Here is a 23,281-nt window from a genome sequence, read left to right on the forward strand (position 1 = left end):
GATGGTCGCTGCTGGTTCTACCGATTGTGCGTGCCGCTGAGGAGGATTCTCGGCGAGTTTCAGATGGGGATTGTCGACATGAGCCTGTCTCGCCGTTTCCTGCGCGGTTTGGCGTGCGCGTTGTGTGCAATTTCGTCAACGCTAGCGGCAGCAGGCTCTAAGAGCGATCAATCGTACGTTCGCGATTTCAAGAGCTGGGAGGTCGTTTGCGATAACGTCAAACGCTGTGTTGCCGAAGGCGCTGACGACAATGATCCCAGTCTTGTCGCCTGGCTGTGGCGCGACGCCGGGCCGGATGACTTGGTGAAGCTGCAGGTTGCGGCAGACAAACCTTTCAGTGCAGATCAGATGCGCCTTGACGGTCGTCCATTCCGCATCGATCCGTCGAAATCGAAAGCATGGCACGACGAGAACGTCCAGACATACCCCTACCGGCTCGCTACAGAAGACGCTTCTGTCGTCGCTGCCTGGGTCGAGGCTGCTCGCGACGCCGGCACAATGAGCTTTGGCGCCCCGGCAGCGACTGACGCACCACGAATTTCGCTAGCGGGTTTGAGCGCGGCGCTGCTGGCGATCGACGACGTGCAGGGGCGCGTTGGTACGGTGACGGCGTGGCGTCGCAAGGGCGCGGCCCCCACGTCGTCGGTGCCGGCAGCGATGACGCTGCCCATCGTCGGGCCGGCAAAGCCTGGGCCGGATCTGTCGACGGCTGAGCAGCGCCGGCTCGTGAACGCGACGTATGCTCGGTTTCGCGCTGACGTGGATCGCTGTGACGGGGGGCTCGACGATCCGGACGACAAGAATGCGCCTCGCCAAGGGAGCGCGGCTGTTGCCCTCTCGGCCAGTGAGGCATTGGTATCGCTGGGATGTGGCGATAGCACGGCCTATAACGACACGAGCCTCTGGTGCCGTGTGAACCGTCAAACACCGTTTTCCGCGAAGCGACTCGACTTGGGCGAGAACACCGGTGTCGGGAATAACGATGATCCGCGGCCACGGAACGCGCTGACGGGCGCCGGCTACGATTCCAGCCGAGGTGAGCTCGTCAGCTTCGAGAGAGTCCGAAGCGTCGGCGATTGCGGTGCGTCGACGACATGGATTTTCGACGGTGCAAAATTCGTTCTGGCAGAGAAGCGATTTCAGGGCGCATGTTCTGGTCTCTTCATGGATGATTGGCCGTGGTTATATCGGACGAAGATACGGTGAGTCTACGAGCCCGGCCCAAGCACGCCATCCCGAGTCCGGAACACGATGCGGGGCTCTGGCAGGCACTTATTCGTGCATGTATGCCTCGGGGTATCCGGCGTTTCTCGCGGGATACGGGACAGGAGACTGTCGCCGCGGCGCGCAGGCATGTAAGGCAGTCATGGCGATGGGTCATCATGCGTTCGGCGAGCATACTCCTACTCGCACTTGCAGGGTTTCTAGGGGCGTTGCCGGAGGGATGGGCCATGGGCGTGTTCAGCCGCCTCGTGTTGTTTTCGGAAGTTCACGGCACTGTGTTGAAGGATGGCAAGCCAGTGGCCGGTGCTGAACTCGTCCAGAAGGTTGTGTGGTCGGATGACGTGAATGAAATTCCGCCACAGCGCACGATGACTGACGAAGCGGGCGTTTTCGCGCTCCCAGCGATCGAACGCAACGCCGGTCTACTCCGGTTGATTCCGGCCCAGCCGACGATCCAGCAAACCATCGTGGTCCGGTATCAGGGCGTGGAGTACGTGGCCTGGCTGCACGGCAAGAGTTCCTATAACGCGAACACGGAACTCGATGGCCATCCGCTCCATCTGGTGTGCGAGCTGAGCCGTCAGCCCGATTACGAGGGCAAGCATTACGGGATCTGCAAGGCGGTCTGATGCAGAGAGGCTGGTATCGAAACCGCATGAAGTTTATTACCGTGATGCCGTGCTTGGCCATGTGGTGTTCAAGTTATGCTTTCGCATCGTCGCTGATGCAAACCTTCGAGCGGATCAAAGCGTCGCTGAGTACGGGCACGTTTATGCAACACGCGCACGCATACATGAATGCGGATAGGGCGTTCTGGTTGTCGGCGTGATTTTTTGATCGCAACCATTCCGTCTTATGCGCACTACTCGCATTCGTTCGGTTATCTATTTGGAGAATGGAAGTGGTCGACCTGGAGATCGCCGAGATTTTCTACGAGAGTGGAGCATTGAGATATCGCTACACCCGATACCTTGCTCCTGACGGTAACCGGTGGATCAGGCACGGCCAGTTTATTGCCTACAGCGAGGACGGTACGATCGTTTCAGAAGGCTGCTACGAACATGGCGTGGAACATGGACCCTGGAAAGACTTCCATTCAAATGGGCAGCTCGCTGCACTTGGTCACTATGATCGCGGGGCCGAAGTGGGGCCCTGGCAGTACTGGAACGCTAAGGGACAGCCCGAGACTTGAATAGGACTGCATCATTTGCAGTTGTCATTGCGGCAAATGAATCGCATCGACTGATTGGCGATCAATCGAAATCGGCATGCTGGAATTCGCTCATCTCGGGCTCGTCACGGAGGCAGTGTCTTCCTTGAGCGTGAGGTACGGGTTGTTGGGGGGCGCGTCGATGAAAAGGTGCGATGGTGCGTCGAGCAAATATCCGTGTAACCGGCGACTTTTGCGAGGCCCAGTGACCTCGCAGGTCCAAATGTTGAGCCCGTTCTCTTGCTTGCGATGAATGCCGGCGCGCTCGAAGTGTTTTTGCACCCACGCCCAATCGGTTTGCTGTTCCTGCTTGGCGAACCGTGTGACTTTGGGATGTTCTTGAGCATAGCGCTGAAAAATGCCTGGACTCACGAGAAAGACTGTTCCGGCGACGGTATGCACTAACGCTTTCGCATCATTGATGATCAGGCGCCGGGTCTGGATGCCTTCGCGCAACCAAGCGATGAAATGCTCCCCGGAGGTTGTCGCTTCATCAGATGGTGTGGAGGCTGAAGAAGGTTCGGTCGACGGCGGTGCTTCAGCGATGCCACTTGATGGCAGTTTCGATACGTCGTTATCGGCAGTTGCTCGCGGTGCTGTCGATGCATCGTTACCAGCGTCTTCGACTGGTGTCGGCACCGGGTTGCCGAGCAGATCGAGTAACGCATCGATCGTATCGGATGTGCGGGCGGGTGCCTTAGATGCCTGAAAACTCGTTGCCGGCGACTGCGACGTGTCGCCAGTGGGCGCAGAAGTAGTTGTCGCTGGCGTCTTTGTGGCAGCGTCGCCGACATTACCTGCGTCCGGCTCTACGTGCACCGCACCCGCAAACGATGAAGGTTGGCTATCGATGTCCCATATCGACGCGGGTGCAATCTTGAGGAATGTAAAGCTCTGCGTCCAACCGTTCGAGCTTGCTACCGTAGCCTTCCAGATTGCCTTGTTGTCTGAGGTCGATTGCACGATCCCGTGTTCTTGCAGCACATCGAACAAGGTCGGATTGCTTTCGGGAATGCCTTCGATGCCCTGGGCCAGCAGCGATGCGCGCAGCTTGTCGGCGACGGTCTTGCTCACGAGCCATAAGCCTTCACTTGTCAGCCAGCCATCAGACGCTTGGGGTTGATTCAACTTCAATTCGTTGCGCACGAGATGCCGCAGCCCGTCGAGCAGCTTGCGTTGTAGGGCATGCTTCGGCGCGAGCAACGCCTTCTGCGGATTGCCGCCGAGTTCCTGCGCGACGGATGCCTGGTCGGCCTGTGTGACGAGGTCGCCGAGGACACCGGCTTGATCCTTGTGGCCGGCCAGCACGTAGAGCAACGCCGACCACAGCTCGGGAAACCCGCTGAGCCAGTCCATGATGTGGCGGTCGAGAATCTGTGCGTAGAGCAATCCGGCCGCTGCTTCATGCAGGCGATAACTTCGATCCTTGCGGTATCGGAATCGGTACGCGCGGGCAATGGGACCGTGCCACGGATACCAGCGTTCGCCATCGGTGTATTCGACATCGAGATCGACGGCGATCTTGCCAATGTCGTGCAGCAGTGCCGCGTACGCAGTCGCCGCTGTCCATGCTTCGGCCTGCGCGGCTTGCACCTCGGGCGGTGCGCCTACCGGTAATAGTCGTGACTGCCGCAGCTTCAGCGCATAGGCGACGATCTCCAGTCCATGGTCCAGCATGCCGCCGGGGTAGGCGTGGTGATGGCTTTCGGAGGCGGGGAATTGCTGGACCAGCGCGGCATACCGTTCGATTGGCGCGCGATAGAGCGTAGCGAACTGCGCGCGCGACAGCGACGTGCGTTGCCAGATGTGTTCCAGCAGCTTCTGGCGGCGTGGTGTCGCCAGCAAGCTCGCCGCCGGCTCCGGGTGCAGCAGTCCTTTTGGCGCTGCCGCAGCCACGGGGGGCGGGGAGGGCGGTGGACCCTTTGGGCGATGGAACAGCGCGAACATGATCGAATCGATGGTCTGGTAGCCGGTGGCCTTTTGCCTTTTCACCGTTTCGGGTAGGGCCATTCCCCTTGTGCGCCATTCCCTTGACGCCCTTGGCCTTTAGCCCTTGCTGAAACCCTTCGGGTATAGAGCAGGAAGTGCTGAACCGAAACTTTTAAGCTGGACCAGCTTTCCCCCTATTTTTAGGCACGATAACCATGACGTCCGAATGGATTACACAATGCCTATCGAGCGGCGCCTGACGAACACCACGAGCGGTTCAATTAGGTGGCGCGGTCAAGAACTTCTGCCGATCGTGTCATTGACTGCCTACGGTTAGCTCCGTAGGCAGGGCAACCCGCAACCGGCGATCCAATGCTGTGTCGTCATCAAGGGACGTTGCAGCGCCGTTTCCCTTGATCTTCACGGTGATACTCGGGCAGCGACGGCGCAAAATATTTGCGGCCCACTGCGCGCGATCAAGCGACAGCTTCTTATTTCCGTCGTCTCCACACGTTCCGTTTGCTCTGTGGGGGCTGCGGGTTCGACAAGGTACCGGAGCATGAGAGGCAAATCCTTCTACTTCAATGTTACCCGCGGCTTGATGTAGTGCCAGAATGTCGCCCAACGCCGAAAGATCGGATTCCAATGCCTTGCTGGAATGTGCGTCAGTCTTGAAGTAGCTGGCAAATTCGATCACGGCGCCCATGGGAGTCATGCTGCAACGCAGGTCATTCCCTCTTGCTGTAATAGCAGTGCACAAGCCGGCGACGCTCGACTTGGGCGGATTTGATGGCGCGCTCGGAGGTGTGACCAATTGGTTAGGTAGTTCCTTATTGGCCAATTTGGCCGCACATTGCTGCTGCGCATTTACGTGAACCGGTTCGGTATCTGTAGCGAGACGGAGTGTGCTAGCACCATTTTTTAACTTTTGTATTTCAATACCAGTGCAGATTGCGACCTGCTGCGGTTGGGGTGGTTCACGATTGATTGCAGCGTGGAGTTGATCATCAACATCTGTTGGTGATGTGAATCGCTCCCGAAGGTGGTCGAGGATTTTTTCTCGATTCTTTTCATCGCCGTATTGCGAGAGGACGTACTGTTTGGAGTTTTCAAGTTGGATATTGGTGAACATGGCGAGCAAGAAGGGCATAAAAAGCGTCGATTGGCTAGATGTCCCCGTATGGCCCGCTTCGAGGCGAGTGCATGCTGCGCGAGCGAGAGCTAGTTGTGCAGCCTTATCCTTGAACCACGTATCAGTCAGCCTGATGTAGGCGTGATCGAGTACGTGTTGGATGTCTGAAGCGAAGACATTAACAGTGATTGAACCCGCGGCGTAATACTTGGAGTCGAGTTGATCGATTAGGTGTTCAGTACGCTGTAACTCGGAGTCCAGTACGCCAAGAACGCGATCAGCCACCACGTCGTTAAATTGCGGTGCGAAAAAGTAGGATGCCACCGCTTGCTCACCATCGTTGATAATCTGTTGCAGTACAACTACCCCATAGGCAGCTGAGTTTGATAAGGCAGTTGCATCTTCAGTCCATTGATTGGAACTCTTTGCCGTTTTCTTGGCTGCTTCCATGACGTTGTGTGCAAGTGGTGGGAGTGAAGTCGCGTAAGTTGCGGCGAGGGCATCAGCTTGTTCAGGCAGGGCGGTCGTGTTGAGTAGCGCGGCGGGCGGGAGGCTGTCATCGTGAATTTTTTGTAGTTCGTCTTCGATGTCTTTTTGCCGGCTTGCGAGTGACCGCGTCAGCGCTGCAATACAGGTTGACCGTTGCTTACACGGTGTTTCAAGGTCGCTTCTTGCCTCGCTCAAATTGCTGGCGATAGCTCTAAGCTGCACCTCTCCATCGGACAGGTTTGCACGGTATTCATTCAGACTCGCTTTTGCCGCGCTCACCGCATCTGTCAAGCTTTGATGCGTTTGTTTGGAATCCTTCTTACTAGCGTTGGAAAGTGCTTCTAGCGCGTCATGCAATTTTGTTAGGTCATCCTGTAGCACCTCGGAATCCTGCTTTATTTTTTCAATAGGATGGTTATCCGTGTCAATGCCGTTTGGGTCAGTGTGTGAGTTAACGCAGGTAAGGCTGCTAGTGCACGTACCAAGCAGGCGGACCATCACTGAATCAAGGACTGCGTCGGCTGGTTCCTTGTAGTTGGAAGCCGGGAGCGTCTCCTGTACCACTGTACAGCGTCGCTCGATTTCAATGGCGGTGTCTAGGTTTTTCTGTAGTTGATTGGTCACGCAGCCAGTGGCGCTCACTGCAATCGCGCATACGCCTAGACGCAATAGCAGATGGCCGGAACGATGTGGAACAAGATGCCTTGGTAAATGGTTTGCGCGGATGGTTCTTCTCATTGCATTCCCCTTATGCAGTTTTCAGAGCCGGTCCAACGTCGAGAGTCTTGCAGCTAGTAAGGCTGTTTACATAACGAGCTTGTATGCACGAAGCTGGTGCATTCAAAAAGGACGCAATTTGCAGGCGTTTCATGATCATGATCCGGCGGTTCATGTTTGCTTGCAAGGATTTCTCGGGCCGATACGCGAACGAAATTCCGGAAGTTGCCGATGCTGCCACGGGCTCTTCTATGGCGATAGCTATCGTTGACGCACGTTTGAGGCGTGTCGTGTGTCAAACCTCCTTGGGGAGATCACTGAGACACATAAGACACTGCTGCGTTGGGAAGTGCGGATACCATTCGGCACCTCCATGTCGTCACAGCACATTCATAACCTGTAAGTTCATTGGGTCCCTTGGATTTTCGACCTTGCTGCAGCCCCTTTGAAATAGCGACGCCGAAGCGTGTCGCATCTCCTCCATCTATCACGGCTGCCCAGGGTTGATCTCTGCGGACAATGCGAATGCCGCACGCTGGCGGTAAGAACCGACTGAAGGATGATGCGTTGGATCTGCCTTCACCCGATTTTCACGGTCTGTGTCGTTGGATCGTGGGAATTATTGAAGTGGGGCCGGGGCACTTCTTCAGATCAAGGGGAAACAGGGATGCCATACAAGTTGCCGGCGCAGCCATGGTTGCGTCACGTCGCAGTAGCTGTGCTCTATGCGCTCGGATACACGCTCTTTCGTGCGGTGTCGTTTTCGCACTGGTCCGTGTTTGCGGGGTTCCAGCTGGCGGCCCTGTTGCTGGTGCCTTACCGCTATTGGCCTGCGCTCGTGATCGGAGAGTTGCCGCCGCTTGGGTATGTCGCATTTTCTTGCGTGGAGCAGTTTGGATTGGCGTGGGCTGCGTTCAAGATGTTCCCGGCGATCGTGCTTCTTATGCCCATCGTGTTCGTGTGCCGTGAGCGACTGCGGCTATTTGGTACGCGAACGGGCGCGATCAATATGACGGTACTCGTTTTCTGCGCGTGGCTCGCAGCGTTGGTCGTCGCTCTGAATAACACGCTGCTCTTGTCCCTTGCACCACGTCCACCTGGGTTTCCTCCGTTGTCCACGTGGATGTTATGGTATGGACTCGGACATTACGTGGGGATCTTGACGGTGATGCCGCTCGCGTTATGTCTGCGCGATGCGATATCAAGACAACCGTTCCGCGTTCTCAAAGCACGCATTGCGGAAAGCCGCCTGTTGATGGACAGCGTCGGCATGCTATTGCCGTCGCTGGGCTTGCTGGTATGGGCCGGCTGGCGTGCGTCGCCGGGTTCGGATGTGCGTCATATCGCGCAGGTCGCGATGTTTTTGCCGATGGTCGTGCTGGCGTTGCGGCATGGCTGGCAGGGCGCGGCGATCGGCGGTTCGGCCGCTAGTGTCGCTGTCGTCGTGTTGATGCCCGCGCGCTACGATCATGACACGGTGCAAGCCCAAGCCTTCATAGCGTTTGCCATCACGACAATGTTGATGATGGGCACGCGCGTGACGGCGTGGAATCGGCGCGAGCAGCAGGAGCGTCACGATGCGCGTCTGGCCCTCGCACTTGCCCAGCGCAACTATTTCGCCGGCGAGCGGCAATTGCGACTGGCGGCGCGTGCGATGCTGGATGTTCAGGCGGTCGGTTACCGATTGCTACGCCGCTTGGAACAGCTGTCACCTGTCGAGTTCGAGATCCAGGATCGGCGGAGCCGGCCGCAAACCGACCGTGCCGCGCGGTTGATCGAGCATTTCCACCCGCTATCCGGGCCGGACCGAATGCTTCCACAAGCCTTGATGAAAGGCGCTTTGGTGCAGGCGTTGGCGCACCATGGCATCCCACTTCGGGTGCGCTACTACGGTGGGATCAGCGGTCTCTCGTACGACCTCCACGTCGCCTTCTACCGGCTGATTTGTGACAGCATCACCCATCTTTGCGAGCGCGACCATCTTGCTGAGGTCGTCGTCTGCTTGCGGTGCCGGGAGCGGTATGGTCGACGCAGGATCATGTTACGTGTCGGAGGTAAGGCCGACTCTGTTGAGCGGCGGTCCCCGGCTAGGGACGAGTTATTGTGGCAAATGCGTCAACTCAGTCGTGGCGAGGGTTTTCAACCCATTCAGGACGGTGCGGCCACCTTTGGTGGCACTGCGCGTCAACGCGTGCGCGGAGAATGGCTTCACATCATGGCCTTCCTGCAGGAGCCCGTGTAGCGGTTTGCCACCGACATTGCGCCGGTGGCGAAGCGAACGATGGTCATCATTGCGGCCGTCGATGGTCTTATGCACCACCATTACTACATTCTCCGGGATTACTGCACGTTGCAGCTTGCTGCGTGGTAATCGACAGAGCTCCGGTGCTTAGCGGTGTTACCGAAACTGTCGTCGCCTGATCCCGGTACACGGTCTCGGTCGAACTTTCCGTCGAAGTGGGTTGCGTTGCATCGCCAGATGCGGCGCGAAGGGTTTTGACGTGAGCGGCATCCGTGCCGATCGGCAATATCAGCACCACGCCATCGGCGGTGGCGATGGCCGCTCGCACGACGCCGTTGACATCATTGATCTGGATGTAGCGGATACCGTCCCGCCTAAAGACGTACACGTGGTAGTGCGGGCTCAAGCTGACATCCGTGGCATTGGGCCACGCCTGACCGAGTCCGGTAGACGCCGGTTCGACGGCCCCAGCGAGGCCTGGGAGTCCCAAAACGGCGACGATGCCGAGGGCCAGGGCGTGGCGAGAAAAGTTGCGAAGCATGACGGTTCCCCTCGTTGGTGACGGTGCACGAATCGGTGCGCCTGCTGAACAATCCGGCGAGGAATGTGATGGCTTCGTGAAGGATGCTGGGGGTTTGTGCGACACCCGGATTCTGGACGGTGGGTACGTCGGATGTGAGCGGTAAAGGAGCCTTGCGTTCTGGTGAAATTGATATACAATTTTCAAATGTATATCTTTTGAGGTCAGCCATGCAGGTCGCCAAATGGGGCAATAGCCTTGCCGTCCGCCTTCCTTCGAGCTTGGTCGAAGCGCTCGAGCTGCGCGAGGGGGACGATATCGAGATCGTCATCGACGCACCGCGCACGTTTGCGGTACGCAAGAAGCCGGGAGCGGATGAACTGCTGGAGCGGTTGCGCCGCTTCCGCGGCAAGCTGCCGGCCGATTTTAAGTTCAGCCGGGACGAGGCGAATGAGCGGGGCTGACAAGACGAAAGTGTTTGTGGACAGCAACGTCGTGCTGTATCTGCTGTCTGGTGATACCGCGAAGGCGGATCGCGCGGAGGCACTGTTGCGGCGTCGACCGACGATCAGCGTTCAGGTGCTGAACGAAGTCACGAACGTCTGCGTGCGCAAGCTCGGTATGGCGTGGCGCGAGATCGAGCAGTTCCTGGAACTGGTGCGGCAGTTTTGCGTGGTCGCGCCGCTGACAGTCGAAATGCATGATTTGGCGCGACGGATCGCCGAACGCTATGGCTTGGCTTTCTACGATGCGTGCATCGTAGCGGCTGCGTCGATCGAAGGATGCCACGCGCTCTACACGGAAGACATGCATCACGGATTGATCATCGAAGATAGCTTGACGTTGCGTAACCCTTTCGCGTGAGGAAAAACTCAAACGCCTGATGAGGTGACGGCCATGAAGACGACTGCTCATACTACCGTTGCGGAACGCGTTGGTCGGGGACTCGGGCACGCATGGCTCGCGATCCGGCGAAAGGAAGCGTGCGTGATGCAGCAATTGGTGCGCCAGGGGCTGTCGCGTGGCTTTGCGACGCTCGTCCTGTGGGCCGTGAAGCTGTTCGTGTTGGGAGTTCTCTTGTATGCCGCTTTCTGGCTGACGCTAGTCGCCATAGTTGTTTTGGCGGCAGCATGGTTAGTAGGAAACGCCGATGACCCCGCGGATGAAAAACCACAGTGGCGAAATGGTTTGAGCGGCTACGGCCTATATAGAGGCGATGTTCGCGTTGACCCGGGAACAACCGACGACGAGTAAAGCATTAGAGACAGTTGCTATTTCACAAGCTTCAAGGCTGCACCCGCGCCTTTGCTCCCCGCGGCTTTTGACTCGTCGGTTCCCGCAACCAGCATTTGTGCCATATTCCCGGCACGCACTCCGACCCAGCCGAGCGCCGCTATCCAGAACGCTGGCAATACCAGAAACATTGCCCCCATCACGAAGTTCAACAGCATGTCGCCCATCGCGTTGTTGAGACCCATCAACGGATTGAAGGTCTCATGCGGCGAACCGTGCCCATAGAGCGCATCGAGGATCGTGCTGTCGATCCAGCGCGCCAGCTGAAACCAAAAATCCACGAAGAACAGTGCGAATTCCACACAGCTTGCCGTGACCACCGCCTTGAGATCATAGGTGCCGAGTACCAACACGAGCGGCAGACAGATCACGAACGCCATCTTCAAAAAGCTCAGTACCATCGGCAACGCCTGCCGCACGACGTCCATCGACGGGAAGAATCCTAACGAGCCGACCGTGAGGCCCAGATCGCCCGCGCCACGCGTCACGGCATTCGGCAAGGTCTTGCCGATCTGCCCGCCATAGTCCGTGTAGACCTGTCCCTGATTGAGTACCTGCTGGCGTGGTGCGACGATCGTGCGAATCACATCGTCGTCGACCTGATTCTGACTCAAGAAGCCGACCCATTGTCCGATCTTGGTCAGCAGATCAGGATCGACCTGCTGGAGCAACCGCGCGCGCAAGCCGATGCCGACATCCGACCACCATTGCCGGCAGGTCGGATAGCCGCCACCGGACGCGACCTGGGCGAGTCCGGCATCGCGTGTCGCATCGTAGGGCCACATGGTGCGCGGTGTACTCGAATGATAATTGTCGTAGTAGCCCGCCGTATTCACGAAATAGTTCGAGCCGATCCAGTCCACATCGTCCATCTGCGCGTCGTTCAACGTGGGCCGATTCATGAACAGCTTCGCACGCGCTGGCCCGTAACAGTCGTGCGTGAAATCGGCCACCTCCTGCGTCAGCACCGGATCGTTGATGCGTGTGCTATCGATGTCCATGCGGATCTGCTGCAGGTCCACGCCGCAGGGAATCGATGCGACGGCGGCACCGGTGATCGCCTTGGACAGCGCATGCATGAAGAACCACCACACTGGCACGCGGGCGCTCTGATTGTTGAGCGTCGTGAAGACCGTATTCCAACCGGTATCGGTCGGCTTCGGGGCATCCACTTGGCATTGCTGCGAACGCGTCTGGTCGAACTGGAGAGTGCTGAGATTGACGGGAATGAAAGGCATGCCGGCGAACAGGATCACGACGATCGCGACGTACACACGGTTCTCGATGCGCAGCGCTGACAGCACGCCCTTGTTGCCTTCGTCCGCGCCTTCGCCACGTGCGCGTAGCCATTCCTGTATCACGATGGCGGCGAAGGGTAGGGCAAACACGCCGCTCGCCACCAGTACATTCCAGATGCCGTTGTGAACGAGCCAACCCACCAGAGTGAGGTAATACTCGAGGTAATCGGTGGTGGTGAGCGTCATGGCATGTCTCGCTCAAACCGGATCGCGCAGGGCGACGATTTCCGTCAGGACGATGGCCAGCACGGCCGCGATTTCGGCACGCATCAGTCGGCGCTGTGCGTCAGGTGAAGGATCGCGTTGGCGGACGCACGTGCGCATCCACCACCAGCTGCGCAGGATCACCATGTAGAGTGCGAGCCGCCAGAGCCTGAACATCCACGCATGCACGTGCAACCAGCGCTGCCAGGCGGCGACGTTGCCCACGAGATGGATGCCGACCGCGTGGATGGCGATCATCACGACCGTTATCGCAAGCAACATCGCCAGCGCGGTGACAAGTGAGCGGCCGATACGTGACCAGCGACGTGTTCGCATGATCACGGTCCCGTACCCTTCGAGCTGTTCGCGGGTTTTTGCAACCGGTCGAGCCGGTTCGGCACCGTATCGCCCTGGAAGATGCCCCGCGATCCTTCGCCCCGCGTGTATTGCCGCGCCACGATCCACGCGGTGGCGTTGCCTGCGAGTTCGCGTCGCAAGTCCAGTTCGGTCTTGAGGTTGGTGATCTCCCGTTCCAGCGTATCGTTGTTCTGCGTGATCGCCTGTTCGGCCAACTGGTTCGCGGCGACGTTCGGTTCCTTGCTGCCGGTGAGCAGCGTGCGCTGGAGCAGCAGAGCTTTTTCCAGCACGCTGGAAAGCGCCGCTTCCGAAGCGAGACGTTGCGTCAGTACCGGCTGATCGGGTTCATCACGCAGCGCTTCGATCACGCTACGTGTGATCGGCAATGCGTCGCTGCCGGCAGCCTGCAGGTTGTCGGGTGTCGTGGTCTTGGCGCCCGAGATCAAGTCCTGCAGCGCTTTCAGCTTCGCGTCGTATTCCTCCTGAATCATGGGCGTGAGACCGACGCCGGGTGTGGTTTGCGCACTGGTGCAGTCGTCGCACGTGCGTTCCTCCTGCTCGCCGAGCACGCGCGTTGCCCATGTCGCCGCGGCATCGGGCGAGCTCCAGGTGGTGCAGGTGAGCCGGTTGCCACATGTGCTGGCATCGATGGACGAGGTGTCGGTGATGGCGCGGCCATTCAGCAGGTTGTAGCCCGCCCGCGTGACATCGCCGACCACCTTGATCGACGATTGGCCCGCACCGCCCGCGTTGTTGCCGCCGACCCACGGCACGCCCGCGTTGCCGCGCTGGCTCTCCGCTTGTTCGGTTGCGGCCACGGCATCCTGCGTATTACCAACGGCCGTCTTGAGTGCCTGGCCCTGCGCCAATTGATCCCAACCGAGCGTGCCGCCGGCAAGATCCGCCATCTTGTTCGCCATGGCGCGACACGTGGCCTTTGAGCGATCGAAGTCGAGCCGGGCCTGCAGGATGCCGTTGGTGAGCAGGTTGTAGAGTCCCGGATCGGCGCGCTGGATGATCAACGCCGGCAACGAGGCGACCGCGCTGGTGGCGTTCTGGATCACCTGGCTCATGATGGTCTGAAAGCCGTTGGTGATGCCGTTCAACTGGTTCTGCAGCGTATCCGACAGGCTGAGGTTGCCGCAGATCAGGTTGTTGTTCCAGCCGAGGCCGACACCGAGACTCTGCATGTTTGCGCTCGGGCTCATCGCGACGGCGCTGCCGCCACCAATGGTGTAGAGCACATCATCGCCCAGCACGCTGCCGGACGTGCCGATGGACGGGTTGCTCTGACCGATCGCATCGCTGGTGAGTGCCATGGCGAGCGCCAATGTTGCACCGAAGGCAACCGTGCGAGAGGACGAGAGGCGACGCGGGAACATCGACATTCGTTTCATAGGCGCGATCACTCCACGTCGGTGCTACCAAGAAAAACCTGGCCCATGCGCTTGCAGCACGCGTAGGGGCGCCACAGCGTCCAGGCGTAACCGCCGTCAGTGGCTTGCGTCGCGGGCAATGCGGTGGGAAACACCGCACAGGTCATCGACAGTTGCGGAACCAGCGGTTGCCATTTGCCCGTGCGGATGTCGCTTTCTATCAGCGCGCCCGCTGGCCAGTAGCCATCGTAGGGTTGAGCGAGCAAGGACTGATACACGTGCGGCTGGCCGGGGCGCGTGACGATATCGCCCGCGCGCTGCGCGACCACAGCGGCGCTCTTGAAATCGTCGACCTGATGCAGAAAGCCTTCGCGCGGATAGACGCTGCCCCAGAGGTTGGCCGTTGCCCGGCTGCCGATCTCGCGTACGCCGGGTGTCAGCGATTCGGGATAAACGCTCTCGGGGATGCCGTCACGCCACGCGATCGTATCGAAGGTGCTGAGCAGATAGGGATCGAACGGCACGCCGGCGCCGGCGCAGGTCATGCCGAACTGACTGGCAAATCGGCTGAACGCCGCCATGCCCGGATGCCCGATCACGTCGGCGTTCTTGAAGACGGCGAGATTGTTTTCGTGAGGCTGGTTCGTCGTCCCGTTGCCGCCGCCTTGCGCAAAGGGAAGTGGTGTGCTCATGAAGGACACTTCGGTCCACGGGTTGGCCCCAGTGCGGCTGTAGCTCGAAACGACAGCATCGGGCACGTAATGGCGTACTTTCACGGAGGTCTGCACGGTGCAACCGAAGGCGGAGCACGACAGCCAGTAGCACACGCCGACGATGCGCCATGCGAGGCAATCAGGTGATAGTACGGACGTGATCAGCGTGGCGGTGTCGATCGCGAACGCTGTTACGCTGGTTCCGATCAGTGCAAAGGCCGAACCCCAACGAATGACATGGCGGATGAGGCGTGTCATGGATGCGCCTCGCGATAAGCATGGATGCGCGCCAACGCGTGGCTGGCGTCGGGATCACCATAGACGACGTAGCGCCGGTCGACGACCACGGCGGGGATCGTGGTAATGCCGATGCCCCATGCATCGGCGACAGATTGATAGATGGAGACGAGTTGGTGCGCGAGGGCGCCGTGGTCGGCCTGCAGCCGTTGCTGCACGGCCGCAGCGGCCTGTGTTGAATGAGCCGATAAGTCCGTGGAAAGCATCGCTTCTATCTTTGCCGGTGCGTCTAGCTCAATGACACGAGCGCCCTCCGTTCCAAGCACGGGATGCTGATGGTCCGTGACGATCCAGACCTCCGTCGCCATGGCCCCGGAAAAAGACGAAAGAAGTGCCACCGTGAGCACTGAGACGACAGTGCGCCGGAATGGCAATGCCGAAGGAGAGCGGTAGGCGAGCATGGCGACAGCACGTGAGAGAATCAGGTGCTAGTCGATCAAAAGCGAATATCAGTCGCCAAGAAGAATGGGGAATTGACGCGTACCGTTTTTCGGGGGATCTATCCCAAAGCTCGGGTACGCTCAGTCATGACGTTTCCATGCTGCGCGCCGAGATCGGTAAGGCAAGTGCACTTTCCATGTCAGTCATGGGGGACATTGCAAAAAGAAGCTCACGCGCTTAGTTACCCGTCCAGGTGGCGACACGGTCTCGTAGCGCGAGCGCAGCATGATTGCCTCGTGCGGCTAGGATGTTGACTACGTCAAAGAAGGCCGTTCGAATGGTCGTATTGGCAGTGATCTTTGGCGCGTTGCGGTTCCAACACGTGCTGAGGAATTCGATCAGGTTGCCTTCAGTTCCATGCCGCCAATCGTAATCGCTATAGTCCCGTACTGCCGTTGCGATCCACGGTAGGGATTTGACTGCCAGATTTGACGCTGCAGTGCATTGAGCGAAATGCGCGAAGCCGCCAAGCACCTTGGGTAGCGAGAACCAGTTCGCGGCGGCGCGCTCGTAAAGATCGGTCATGCCGTCGATGTGTGCACTGATGCCCTCCGTGTCGTTCCAACTTGACCAAGGATGTTTGAAGCCAAGCAGTTCATACACCACGTCATCAATACCATGATGCCAGTTCTCGCGCTGATCCCATTGCGGCCTTGCGAGTGCGAACTCGATCATCGCGCGCCATTCGCGAAAGAAGACGGCGAAATTAGGTTTGGCGTGCCAGCCATGGGTGAACCACTGCCAATAAAAGCGTTCCACCCACTCATGTGCGGGCGAATCCAAGCTCAGGATGGGTCTCCAGAGGTCCTCGGCCTTCTCTGCGGTGGTGAGCAGCGGGATTGCCGTGGCAATCAGCTCATAGACCCAGCTATCGAATTCACTGGGTAATCCCTCGACTTTTTCGCTCTTCCGATCGGTGATCGTCGGGAGGCTCGACAAAACGATGTCGAGCAGCGTCCGGATGGTTGCGACGATCTCCATTCGGGAAATAGGAGTTGCCACGTTGGGCCGCATCCAGCAGAGCGCGGCACGGACGAGTTGTACGTCGAAGCCGGGAGGTTCCGGATGAAGCTCGATGCGTGACCCATAGCCGCTGTTCCTGTGCGCTCGCGACTTCAGGAATGCAGCGTGATCCGGGAACCTCCTGGCATGAATGGCGTCGCGTTTTTTTCGCGTGTCAGTATTGAGCTTCTTGAGATCTGGCAGTGCCGTCGCAAGCGAGCCGTTCACGAATCGTTCTTCCAGCGCTGATTTTTGTGAGCTCCATTGCTCGAGCTCGTCGGTCAGCTCCGGAGTCAGCACGTGGACGAGCGATCTCGGCGAGGACCATTCCAGCGCTGCAACGATGATGCGCCGGAAATCGTCGCCTAGCGCATCGCAGTCCCGCAAGGCTCGTCTGACCACTAGGCCGGTAGTGCTGTAAAGGAAGCCGGTGATCCCCCGAGCGACGAGCTTGCGTGCCAGTTCATCGGTTCGCTCCCTGGCGAGAAGCGCGACACCACACTCGGCGGCAAAAGCGTCCCACCGGTCGTTGCCATGATTCGTTTCTAATCCATGAAGGCGTGGCGGCTGTACCGTCAGACTTTCAGTGAGACGATCTCGACACCATGAAAGCTCTTGCGGATTGTCCAGGAGCCATTCGCTGTGGAGGTTGACCAGTACCGCAACGCCACTGAGAACGAGATCCTCAGGCTTGTACACGCCCTTGTCGCGCTGGTTGCTCTCATCCTCGTGGATCGACTTGATGAGGTCGAGGAGCGGGCGGATCTGGTCGACGGGTATCCCCTTGCCGGTATCGAGCACGCGACGGCATTTCATGGGTAAGCTGGATAAAAGGATGTCCTGCGCCGCTTTTTGGGATAGTGCGGTGTCTTCTATTTCGTCGTCGGCTGGCCCATGAAAATCGGTCGGAACGGTTTTTCCATCGATGACCTGGAACTCGTAATTGGACTTGCGAAGACTCTCGATCAGCCATCGAAGCTCCCGTGGCCGCCGATCTTCGCTCAGATCCTTCTCCCACATCGACACGAGTCTCTCGAAAAAAACCGTGTACTCCGCGTTCGGAAGAAGCTCCCGGACCAAGAGATCACGGACCGCATGTTTGCGATGCGGCATGTCGACCCATTCCCTTGCCGCGTTGATAACGTGCTTTGATTCATACCCCCAGTTGCCGAAACCACCTCTCAGGCCGAGGTTCCGATGGTGCGTCAGCTCAAGATCCCATTCGACGAGCGGCCAGCATTCGAGCAGTGGCGCGAGCGGTCCGGCAAAAAGTTCAGGCATCTTTTTACCGACCGTTAGAAGGACGCCGGCCAACGCCACGCTCTTACCGTCGGCTACGGTGCGCGCGATGGCGTCATTCACGCCTTCGCCGCGGTCGATCTTGAGATACAGCCACTTCTCCAGGGCCATCAATGCGCACTGAAGGATCGAGCTATGCCCGACATATCCGTCGAAGTGCACCGCGAATAGGTTCGAATCGCCGAGCCAAGGCCTGCCGCCGATGTCGATAATGTGGCGCCGTTCCCGTTCGTACTGCTCGGTCGCGAAGTTGGCGAGCTTGATGACGAGGGTCAGTCCATGCGCTGGCGACGCATTCAGGAACGCAAGAAACGGTCCTCGGAACCAGATGGCAGGTTCTCCTTTCTGCCAGTAATGGAGGCCTGGTTCGGGGAGAGAATAAGGACTGAGCGGTTCGTGCTGGGGCTCCTCAATGCATACGGCCAGCAAGACCTCGAGCGCTGCTTCGGGATTCGCCGCTGCAAACACATCAAAGCCATTCCCGTCGAGACAAGCCTCGATAAAGTGATGATCAACACGGTGTCTGGGCCCGTCGGGCCATGGTTCCCGGAGTCGACCGCGCAGTGGTAATACCGGGGAGGGAAGGGGTTTTCTTCTCGCGCTGATTGTCTTCTCTTTCTTGCGCTCTTCGTTGCGCTTGGCTTGAAATTCTGCGACTCGCGACAACATCTGCGGATCGCTATCGCGCCGATGCGCCAACTCCAGGCATATCGTGCCCACTTCGTTAGGCATTTCTCCCGATGCCAACAATAGTGCTTCGTAGATCGTCCGGCTTGCGCCATACAGACCCGGTGCACGGACCATATCGTTGAACTGAACTTCGCGCGCGATGGCATAAGCCAGAGCGGCCAGTTCTTTGCGCCCGACGATCCTGAAGTTGGGTTTTGGGGTGAATCGTGTCGAACGAAGCCACAAGGCGCAGATTTTTGCGGCCTCATGAGGCACCAGTGCGATGACCTCATCACGCTTTTCGTCAAGAACTGCGATCAGAGGCGTCCAATACGGGGCGTAGGGGTATCGGAGGAGATGCTCATATGCACTGGCATCTTCGTCCGCGCCAACAAGCAACGCCAAGGTTGGGTCCGGCATCGTTGCAGCGTATAAAAACCTTTCCAGCAGCACTTTGAGAAGCTTGCCATCCTTGGTAGCAAGGATGGGCCATGCCTGTCTCAACAGCACGGCAGCGTTAGGCGCAACAAACAGTGCTTCGAGGAACAAGTCTCGAATCAACGTGGCTACCGGACTGCCATCATCAATGGCCTCAAGCTGCCGTCGCCAGCGCTCGCCTCCGTCTGACGACTGCTCCAACAGACGCTGACCGTAAAGCCGAATAGCCCGGTGCCATTTGGGCGAAGCATAACGGTTGTGCGCGGAGGTGTTTGCGAGCCAGTCGTCGCCTATCAGTACCTTCAGGCGTGACCAGTCGGCGAGAAGGTCGTGAGCGAAGTGAATGCGTTCGTCCCGCACCCGAAGTAGCTCGCCGTCAGCCAATTTCCCGAGTATGGCTCGATCAGCATGGCTGAGCATGGAAACCGGAACGGCGGCCGCATGTCTGTCGGCTTCGATCGTGGCGATCTGTTGGAGAAGGCCGGACTTTTCGAATCGATCGAGTCCAGCTTCGATCCAGTGTGCCCAAAGAGAATCGATGAGATTCGTGAGTCCGACGTTTGCGACCTCGATGGTCCCACCACTTTGAGCAAACTGGATGAACCAGTCCAACATCTTGAGGTTGGTGAGAAGTGATCTGACCTGGGGATTGAGCGCGACCCAGCCGACCTTGGGAAGTCCAGACACCATCGATTTAATGGTGTTCTCCGCCGGTCTCTCGATGGGGGTGAACTGAAGCAATTGAGCCGGGATACCCGCTACATGAAGCGCGCTCGCCAGTGCACCGATTCGCTCTGCCTGCGCGGTGGCGACAATGTGTACGCGCGCGGCAGCTGTGGTAGCGCGAACGGCCTTCACCATTTGTCCTGCGACCTTCCGAGCTCGTTCGGAGAAGCCCTCTACCGCGTCCAATACGATGACCGTATCGTCGGCGGTCGAGTCCACGAGTTCCGCAATGGAATGCGAAAGGCCAATGGCGCGCTCGAAATCGGGCAGTGTCGCATGATCCAGCATATCGCCGTTCAGCCAGACGATCCGCCGGTACCTCGCTAACGCGTAGGCCTTGGCAAGTGCAGACTTGCCTGCGCCGGAATCGCCAATGAGAAAGCAAGATGAGCGATCGTTGATGGCCTCAGCGATTTCGTTCAGTTCCGTATTCCGATCAAGCGGTGGAAGACCGGTGACCTGGTTCTTGATGCTGTCCAGTTCAGCATCGCTGCGAGACGTGATGGCGGCCCAGTCCCCCATGTAGTCGGGATGGTCTCGTAGACGAAACTGTCCACGCAGCGCGGCGAGGAGGCTCGGAAGTTCGATCGTGCCTCCGACTTTTCTTTTGTCGTCGGCGATTCCCTTGAGTTCGACCCATAGCGCTTCGGCTCGATCGGCTTGCGTGGCGTCGAGCACCTGTTTGCAGTCCTCTATCGCGGTGGCGTAGCCCCGTGCCGTTGGGCTGTCGAAATCGAAGTTGAGCCATCGAACTTGACGGATGACGTCGATGGTTTCTTCATTCCCCGCATGCTTGTCCTCGAATTCTTCCGGACATGCAAAACTTCGGAACAGGCCGCGTTCGTCGGTTGAAAGTTGCTGTCCACCGTCTTGATCGTCGCGCAGGCGTGTAACCATTCGGTCAGACGCCGTATCCAGGATTTCTCGGAGCAGTCGCTCCCATGGCGTCCTGGCCGCTTCCGTGCCTTTGCCCGTTATCAGAACCGCCACATCTCCGCTGCGTGCGAAGGTGCGCGTGGTTTGCTGGCCGAACCATTGAGCCCAAACCGTCCACGAAAACTCAGAGGGAAAACCACGAATGGTGACCTTCTGTCCGCTCTTGATGGAGATGCCGGCGCTGCGACGATGTGCGTGAAGCTGCGATGTCACCACGAGATCATCAAGCAGCCATCCGCTGTCGCGCGCCTGCCAATCAAGGCGAACGACCTTACCAAAGTCTTTTGCTCCGAGCGTGTGTGTCTGGCCCAGAAGGTCCAGCATGAATCGTGCGGCGACACTGTTCTCAAAGCTAAAGCCACTGCCGCCGGTGTTTCCCACCGGGGCCTTCTTCTTCACAGACAAAGCGGTTTTTTTGTTCAAGGTAGCGATGGAATCGTCAATGGACACATGCCGGTATGTGGCCACGATGAGGCCGCGGCGTTTATGACACAGAAGACTAGATCGAAGCGTTTCGTAGCCGCTACGGCCCGATGGGAGCCGTCGATTATTCTACTGTTTGTCGAAAGCGCATGAATAACGGCGGCTTTGCCCGTGATCATGGGGCTGGATGGCTTCGTATCTGGTCTGTCCCGCAGGCGTTATCCATGTCTTCGCTTATGGCTCGGATGGTGGCTTTGACCGCTTCCAGAAATTGCTCGGCAAGCACCGAAGACGCGATTCCGGCGGGGAACACCGTATCCACCACGAATGGCACATCGGCATCGAATCGCACAAGCGCAATGCCGCCTGCGCGCCATGCATCGAGCGCGGAGAGCGGATCGACGATCGCGACGCCCGCGCCGTTGGCCACGAGTGCGCATGCCGCTGCGGCGTAACCCACCTCGATCACGATCCGTCGCGCCACATTTTCCACGCGAAACACGTCATCGATAAGATGCCGAAACGCCGACTCCCTTCCAAACGACACGAATCGTTCGCCCTCTAGATCCTTCGGCCGAATCACCGCTTGCCCAACCAGCCGATGATCGGCCGGCAGTACGCATACACCCTGTAAGCGCTCGAACGGTTGCAACGTCACGCCTGGACTGACCGGTGTCGCCGTCGCAAATCCCACATCCGCTTGGCGATTGGCGACCCACTCGGTGACATAGGTCGACGCGCGGATGTTGAAGTCCACCGTGACGTCGGGTCGCTCGCGCAGAAATGCACCCACCGCGCGCGGCAGCACGCTCAGTCCAAACGCGGGCATCGCCACGATGCGCAGGTGACCGCTTTGCCCGTGTGCCAAACGCCGCGCATCGCGCGTTACTTCTTCCAGCGCCGCAAAGGTCTTGTCGACCCGCTGAAACAGGCTATGCGCTTCCGGTCGCGGCACGAGCCGTTGTCGCACACGATCGAACAGAGCGAGGCCCGTGCGGTACTCCAGCTCCGCGAGCAGCTTGCTGACGGTGGGTTGCGTCAGATGCAGCAGTTCCGCCGCGCCCGTGACCGAGCCGGTGAGGATGACCGCGCGAAAGGCTTCCAGTTGCCGAACACTGACCGAGGACATGATGGTTCATAGATTTTTGGCATGAATTGTCGCATTTTTCGACTTTGACGCGATCGTTTTTGGCTTCTTATGCTCTGATTTCCATAGCTTTTTCGGTCATAGAAGATCATGCGCAAGGAGGCAAGGACGCCGCGTCGCGTGCGCTGTCGCCGCTGGTTCGTGGCGATCGGTGCGCTCGCCGTCACCGGATGGCAAGGCGTCGTCGCGGCAGCGCCGACGTTGGTCGTCGCCGGTTACGGCGGCTCGTCTGAAACGATGTTTCGCACGCAGGTGCTTGCGCCATTCGCGCAGGCGCACGGTGTGTCGATCACCTATGTGGCCGGTACGTCGGCCACCAACCTGGCGCGCCTGCAGGCGCAGCGCGCGCATCCCCAAATCGACGTCGCGGTGCTCGACGATGGCCCGATGCAGCAGGCCGACACGATGGGCCTGTGCCAACCGCTCAGGCCGGCACCCGTGTATGCGGACCTCTACAACATCGCCAAGGTCAACGGCGAAGGGAAGTCCGTGGGCATCGGCATCGTCGCCACGGGCTTGGCGTACAACACTAAGGTCTTCGCCGAGCAGCGTTGGAAGCCCCCCACGTCGTGGACGGCGCTGGGCGATCCCCGCTTTCATCGGCGCGTGCTGGTGCCCTCGATCAGCAACACCTACGGCCTGCAAACGTTGCTGGCCGTGGCGCGGGTCGAGGGCGGCGACGCGCAGCACATCGATCCGGGTTTCGCGTACATGGCCCAGCATGTCGCGCCGTCGGTGCTGAGTTTTGAAACCGCCTCCGGCACGATCTCCGAACTCTTTCAGACCGGCGCGGTGGTGCTGGGCGTGTGGGGCAGTGGCCGCACGCTGGCGTTGGCGCGCACCGGTTTCCCGGTCGCGTTCGTCGTGCCGAAGGAGGGCGCGCAGGCCTTGCTCACGACCGCGTGCGTCGTCAACGGCAGCGCGCACGCCACACTCGCCCAGGCGCTGGTGCAGGACCTGGTTTCGCCCCGTGTGCAGCGCATCCTGGCCGCGCAAGCCGGTTGGGGACCCACTAACCCAACCGTGACGCTCGATCCCGCCGTGGCCAAGACCGTCGTGTACGGCGCCGACGCCGTGGCGCATCTCGTCCCCGTCGACTGGAAAACCGTCAACGCGCAGCGTGCGGTCTGGACCGCGCGCTGGATGCGCGAGATCGAACGCTGATTGCCCACGCGCGGGCCAACCGGCCGATGACGTTC

18 protein-coding genes are annotated in these 23,281 nt (G+C 59.1%); 8 read left to right on the forward strand and 10 right to left on the reverse strand.

The window, feature by feature from the left end; all coding sequences use genetic code 11:
* Positions 1-63: 63 nt before the first annotated feature.
* The 3 genes from KY49_RS06545 (at position 64) to KY49_RS06555 (ending at position 2,416) form a co-directional block, all read left to right on the forward strand.
* Complete coding sequence (locus tag KY49_RS06545) at positions 64-1,206, forward strand: DUF1176 domain-containing protein (protein ID WP_156162435.1); 1,143 nt, start codon at positions 64-66, stop codon at positions 1,204-1,206.
* A gap of 245 nt (positions 1,207-1,451) precedes the next feature.
* A complete protein-coding gene (locus KY49_RS06550; RefSeq protein WP_042583862.1) occupies positions 1,452-1,853 on the forward strand; it encodes a DUF6795 domain-containing protein in 402 nt (133 codons plus the stop codon).
* 266 nt (positions 1,854-2,119) lie between these two features.
* A complete protein-coding gene (locus KY49_RS06555) occupies positions 2,120-2,416 on the forward strand; it encodes a toxin-antitoxin system YwqK family antitoxin (protein ID WP_042583863.1) in 297 nt (98 codons plus the stop codon).
* 90 nt (positions 2,417-2,506) lie between these two features.
* On the opposite strand, the gene mobH is transcribed toward KY49_RS06555, so the two are convergent.
* Together mobH and KY49_RS36905 are read right to left on the reverse strand one after the other, a co-directional pair.
* A complete protein-coding gene (mobH, locus tag KY49_RS06560) occupies positions 2,507-4,381 on the reverse strand; it encodes a MobH family relaxase (RefSeq protein WP_042584592.1) in 1,875 nt (624 codons plus the stop codon).
* A 298-nt stretch (positions 4,382-4,679) separates the two neighbouring features.
* Positions 4,680-6,722, reverse strand: a complete 2,043-nt coding sequence (locus KY49_RS36905) for a hypothetical protein (RefSeq protein WP_156162436.1) — start codon at positions 6,720-6,722, stop codon at positions 4,680-4,682.
* Positions 6,723-7,260: 538 nt separating this feature from the next.
* Between KY49_RS36905 and KY49_RS06565 the strand changes: the two genes are divergently transcribed.
* Positions 7,261-8,943, forward strand: a complete 1,683-nt coding sequence (locus tag KY49_RS06565; protein ID WP_082062306.1) for an MASE1 domain-containing protein — start codon at positions 7,261-7,263, stop codon at positions 8,941-8,943.
* A gap of 67 nt (positions 8,944-9,010) precedes the next feature.
* Here KY49_RS06565 and KY49_RS36910 read toward each other — a convergent pair whose 3' ends face one another.
* Entirely contained in the window at positions 9,011-9,484 is a 474-nt protein-coding gene (locus KY49_RS36910; protein WP_156162437.1) for a hypothetical protein, read from the reverse strand.
* Between the two features lie 209 nt (positions 9,485-9,693).
* On the opposite strand from KY49_RS36910, the gene KY49_RS06575 reads away from it, so the two are divergent.
* Genes KY49_RS06575 through KY49_RS06585 form a run of 3 tightly spaced genes read left to right on the forward strand, consistent with a single transcriptional unit; the run spans position 9,694 to position 10,717 of the window.
* Complete coding sequence (locus KY49_RS06575) at positions 9,694-9,927, forward strand: AbrB/MazE/SpoVT family DNA-binding domain-containing protein (protein WP_042583866.1); 234 nt, start codon at positions 9,694-9,696, stop codon at positions 9,925-9,927.
* Positions 9,914-10,327, forward strand: coding sequence for a PIN domain-containing protein (locus KY49_RS06580; RefSeq protein WP_042583867.1), 414 nt, complete (start codon positions 9,914-9,916; stop codon positions 10,325-10,327). Before KY49_RS06575 ends, KY49_RS06580 begins: the two co-directional genes overlap by 14 nt.
* 33 nt (positions 10,328-10,360) lie before the next feature.
* Positions 10,361-10,717: a DUF3742 family protein gene (locus KY49_RS06585; RefSeq protein ID WP_042584593.1), complete on the forward strand. Its 357-nt coding sequence runs from the start codon at positions 10,361-10,363 to the stop codon at positions 10,715-10,717.
* Positions 10,718-10,734: 17 nt separating this feature from the next.
* Here the strand turns inward: KY49_RS06585 and KY49_RS06590 are convergent, their stop codons facing one another.
* From KY49_RS06590 to KY49_RS06620, 7 genes are all read right to left on the reverse strand, one after another.
* The gene (locus tag KY49_RS06590; protein ID WP_042583868.1) at positions 10,735-12,240 is read right to left on the reverse strand and encodes a conjugal transfer protein TraG N-terminal domain-containing protein; all 1,506 of its coding nucleotides are present in this window, start codon (positions 12,238-12,240) and stop codon (positions 10,735-10,737) included.
* A gap of 12 nt (positions 12,241-12,252) precedes the next feature.
* Positions 12,253-12,594: a hypothetical protein gene (locus KY49_RS06595; RefSeq protein ID WP_042584594.1), complete on the reverse strand. Its 342-nt coding sequence runs from the start codon at positions 12,592-12,594 to the stop codon at positions 12,253-12,255.
* Between the two features lie 2 nt (positions 12,595-12,596).
* A complete protein-coding gene (locus KY49_RS06600) occupies positions 12,597-14,012 on the reverse strand; it encodes an integrating conjugative element protein (protein WP_442854606.1) in 1,416 nt (471 codons plus the stop codon).
* Between the two features lie 8 nt (positions 14,013-14,020).
* Entirely contained in the window at positions 14,021-14,962 is a 942-nt protein-coding gene (locus KY49_RS06605) for a TIGR03756 family integrating conjugative element protein (RefSeq protein WP_042583870.1), read from the reverse strand.
* Entirely contained in the window at positions 14,959-15,402 is a 444-nt protein-coding gene (locus tag KY49_RS06610) for a TIGR03757 family integrating conjugative element protein (protein ID WP_052495617.1), read from the reverse strand. The genes KY49_RS06605 and KY49_RS06610 overlap by 4 nt, the downstream gene beginning before the upstream one ends.
* A gap of 217 nt (positions 15,403-15,619) precedes the next feature.
* Positions 15,620-20,935: a hypothetical protein gene (locus KY49_RS06615; RefSeq protein WP_156162438.1), complete on the reverse strand. Its 5,316-nt coding sequence runs from the start codon at positions 20,933-20,935 to the stop codon at positions 15,620-15,622.
* Between the two features lie 175 nt (positions 20,936-21,110).
* Positions 21,111-22,064: a LysR substrate-binding domain-containing protein gene (locus KY49_RS06620; protein ID WP_042583872.1), complete on the reverse strand. Its 954-nt coding sequence runs from the start codon at positions 22,062-22,064 to the stop codon at positions 21,111-21,113.
* A 108-nt stretch (positions 22,065-22,172) separates the two neighbouring features.
* Here KY49_RS06620 and KY49_RS06625 point away from each other — a divergent pair, with 108 nt between their 5' ends.
* A complete protein-coding gene (locus KY49_RS06625; RefSeq protein WP_042583873.1) occupies positions 22,173-23,246 on the forward strand; it encodes an ABC transporter substrate-binding protein in 1,074 nt (357 codons plus the stop codon).
* Positions 23,247-23,281: the final 35 nt, after the last annotated feature.

This window comes from Burkholderia sp. MSHR3999 (genome assembly GCF_000833595.1).
In the GTDB taxonomy this organism is placed as follows: domain Bacteria; phylum Pseudomonadota; class Gammaproteobacteria; order Burkholderiales; family Burkholderiaceae; genus Burkholderia; species Burkholderia ubonensis.

Coding starts and splice junctions, on each gene's coding strand:
- KY49_RS06580 (WP_042583867.1), top strand. CDS start 9,914: ATGAGCGGGGCTGACAAGACGAAAGTGTTTGTGGACAGCAACGTCGTG.
- KY49_RS06545 (WP_156162435.1), top strand. CDS start 64: ATGGGGATTGTCGACATGAGCCTGTCTCGCCGTTTCCTGCGCGGTTTG.
- KY49_RS06600 (WP_442854606.1), bottom strand. CDS start 14,012: ATGAAACGAATGTCGATGTTCCCGCGTCGCCTCTCGTCCTCTCGCACG.
- KY49_RS36905 (WP_156162436.1), bottom strand. CDS start 6,722: ATGAGAAGAACCATCCGCGCAAACCATTTACCAAGGCATCTTGTTCCA.
- mobH (WP_042584592.1), bottom strand. CDS start 4,381: ATGTTCGCGCTGTTCCATCGCCCAAAGGGTCCACCGCCCTCCCCGCCC.
- KY49_RS06565 (WP_082062306.1), top strand. CDS start 7,261: ATGATGCGTTGGATCTGCCTTCACCCGATTTTCACGGTCTGTGTCGTT.
- KY49_RS06585 (WP_042584593.1), top strand. CDS start 10,361: ATGAAGACGACTGCTCATACTACCGTTGCGGAACGCGTTGGTCGGGGA.
- KY49_RS36910 (WP_156162437.1), bottom strand. CDS start 9,484: ATGCTTCGCAACTTTTCTCGCCACGCCCTGGCCCTCGGCATCGTCGCC.
- KY49_RS06550 (WP_042583862.1), top strand. CDS start 1,452: ATGGGCGTGTTCAGCCGCCTCGTGTTGTTTTCGGAAGTTCACGGCACT.
- KY49_RS06605 (WP_042583870.1), bottom strand. CDS start 14,962: ATGACACGCCTCATCCGCCATGTCATTCGTTGGGGTTCGGCCTTTGCA.
- KY49_RS06625 (WP_042583873.1), top strand. CDS start 22,173: ATGCGCAAGGAGGCAAGGACGCCGCGTCGCGTGCGCTGTCGCCGCTGG.
- KY49_RS06590 (WP_042583868.1), bottom strand. CDS start 12,240: ATGACGCTCACCACCACCGATTACCTCGAGTATTACCTCACTCTGGTG.
- KY49_RS06595 (WP_042584594.1), bottom strand. CDS start 12,594: ATGCGAACACGTCGCTGGTCACGTATCGGCCGCTCACTTGTCACCGCG.
- KY49_RS06575 (WP_042583866.1), top strand. CDS start 9,694: ATGCAGGTCGCCAAATGGGGCAATAGCCTTGCCGTCCGCCTTCCTTCG.
- KY49_RS06620 (WP_042583872.1), bottom strand. CDS start 22,064: ATGTCCTCGGTCAGTGTTCGGCAACTGGAAGCCTTTCGCGCGGTCATC.
- KY49_RS06555 (WP_042583863.1), top strand. CDS start 2,120: ATGGAAGTGGTCGACCTGGAGATCGCCGAGATTTTCTACGAGAGTGGA.
- KY49_RS06610 (WP_052495617.1), bottom strand. CDS start 15,402: ATGCTCGCCTACCGCTCTCCTTCGGCATTGCCATTCCGGCGCACTGTC.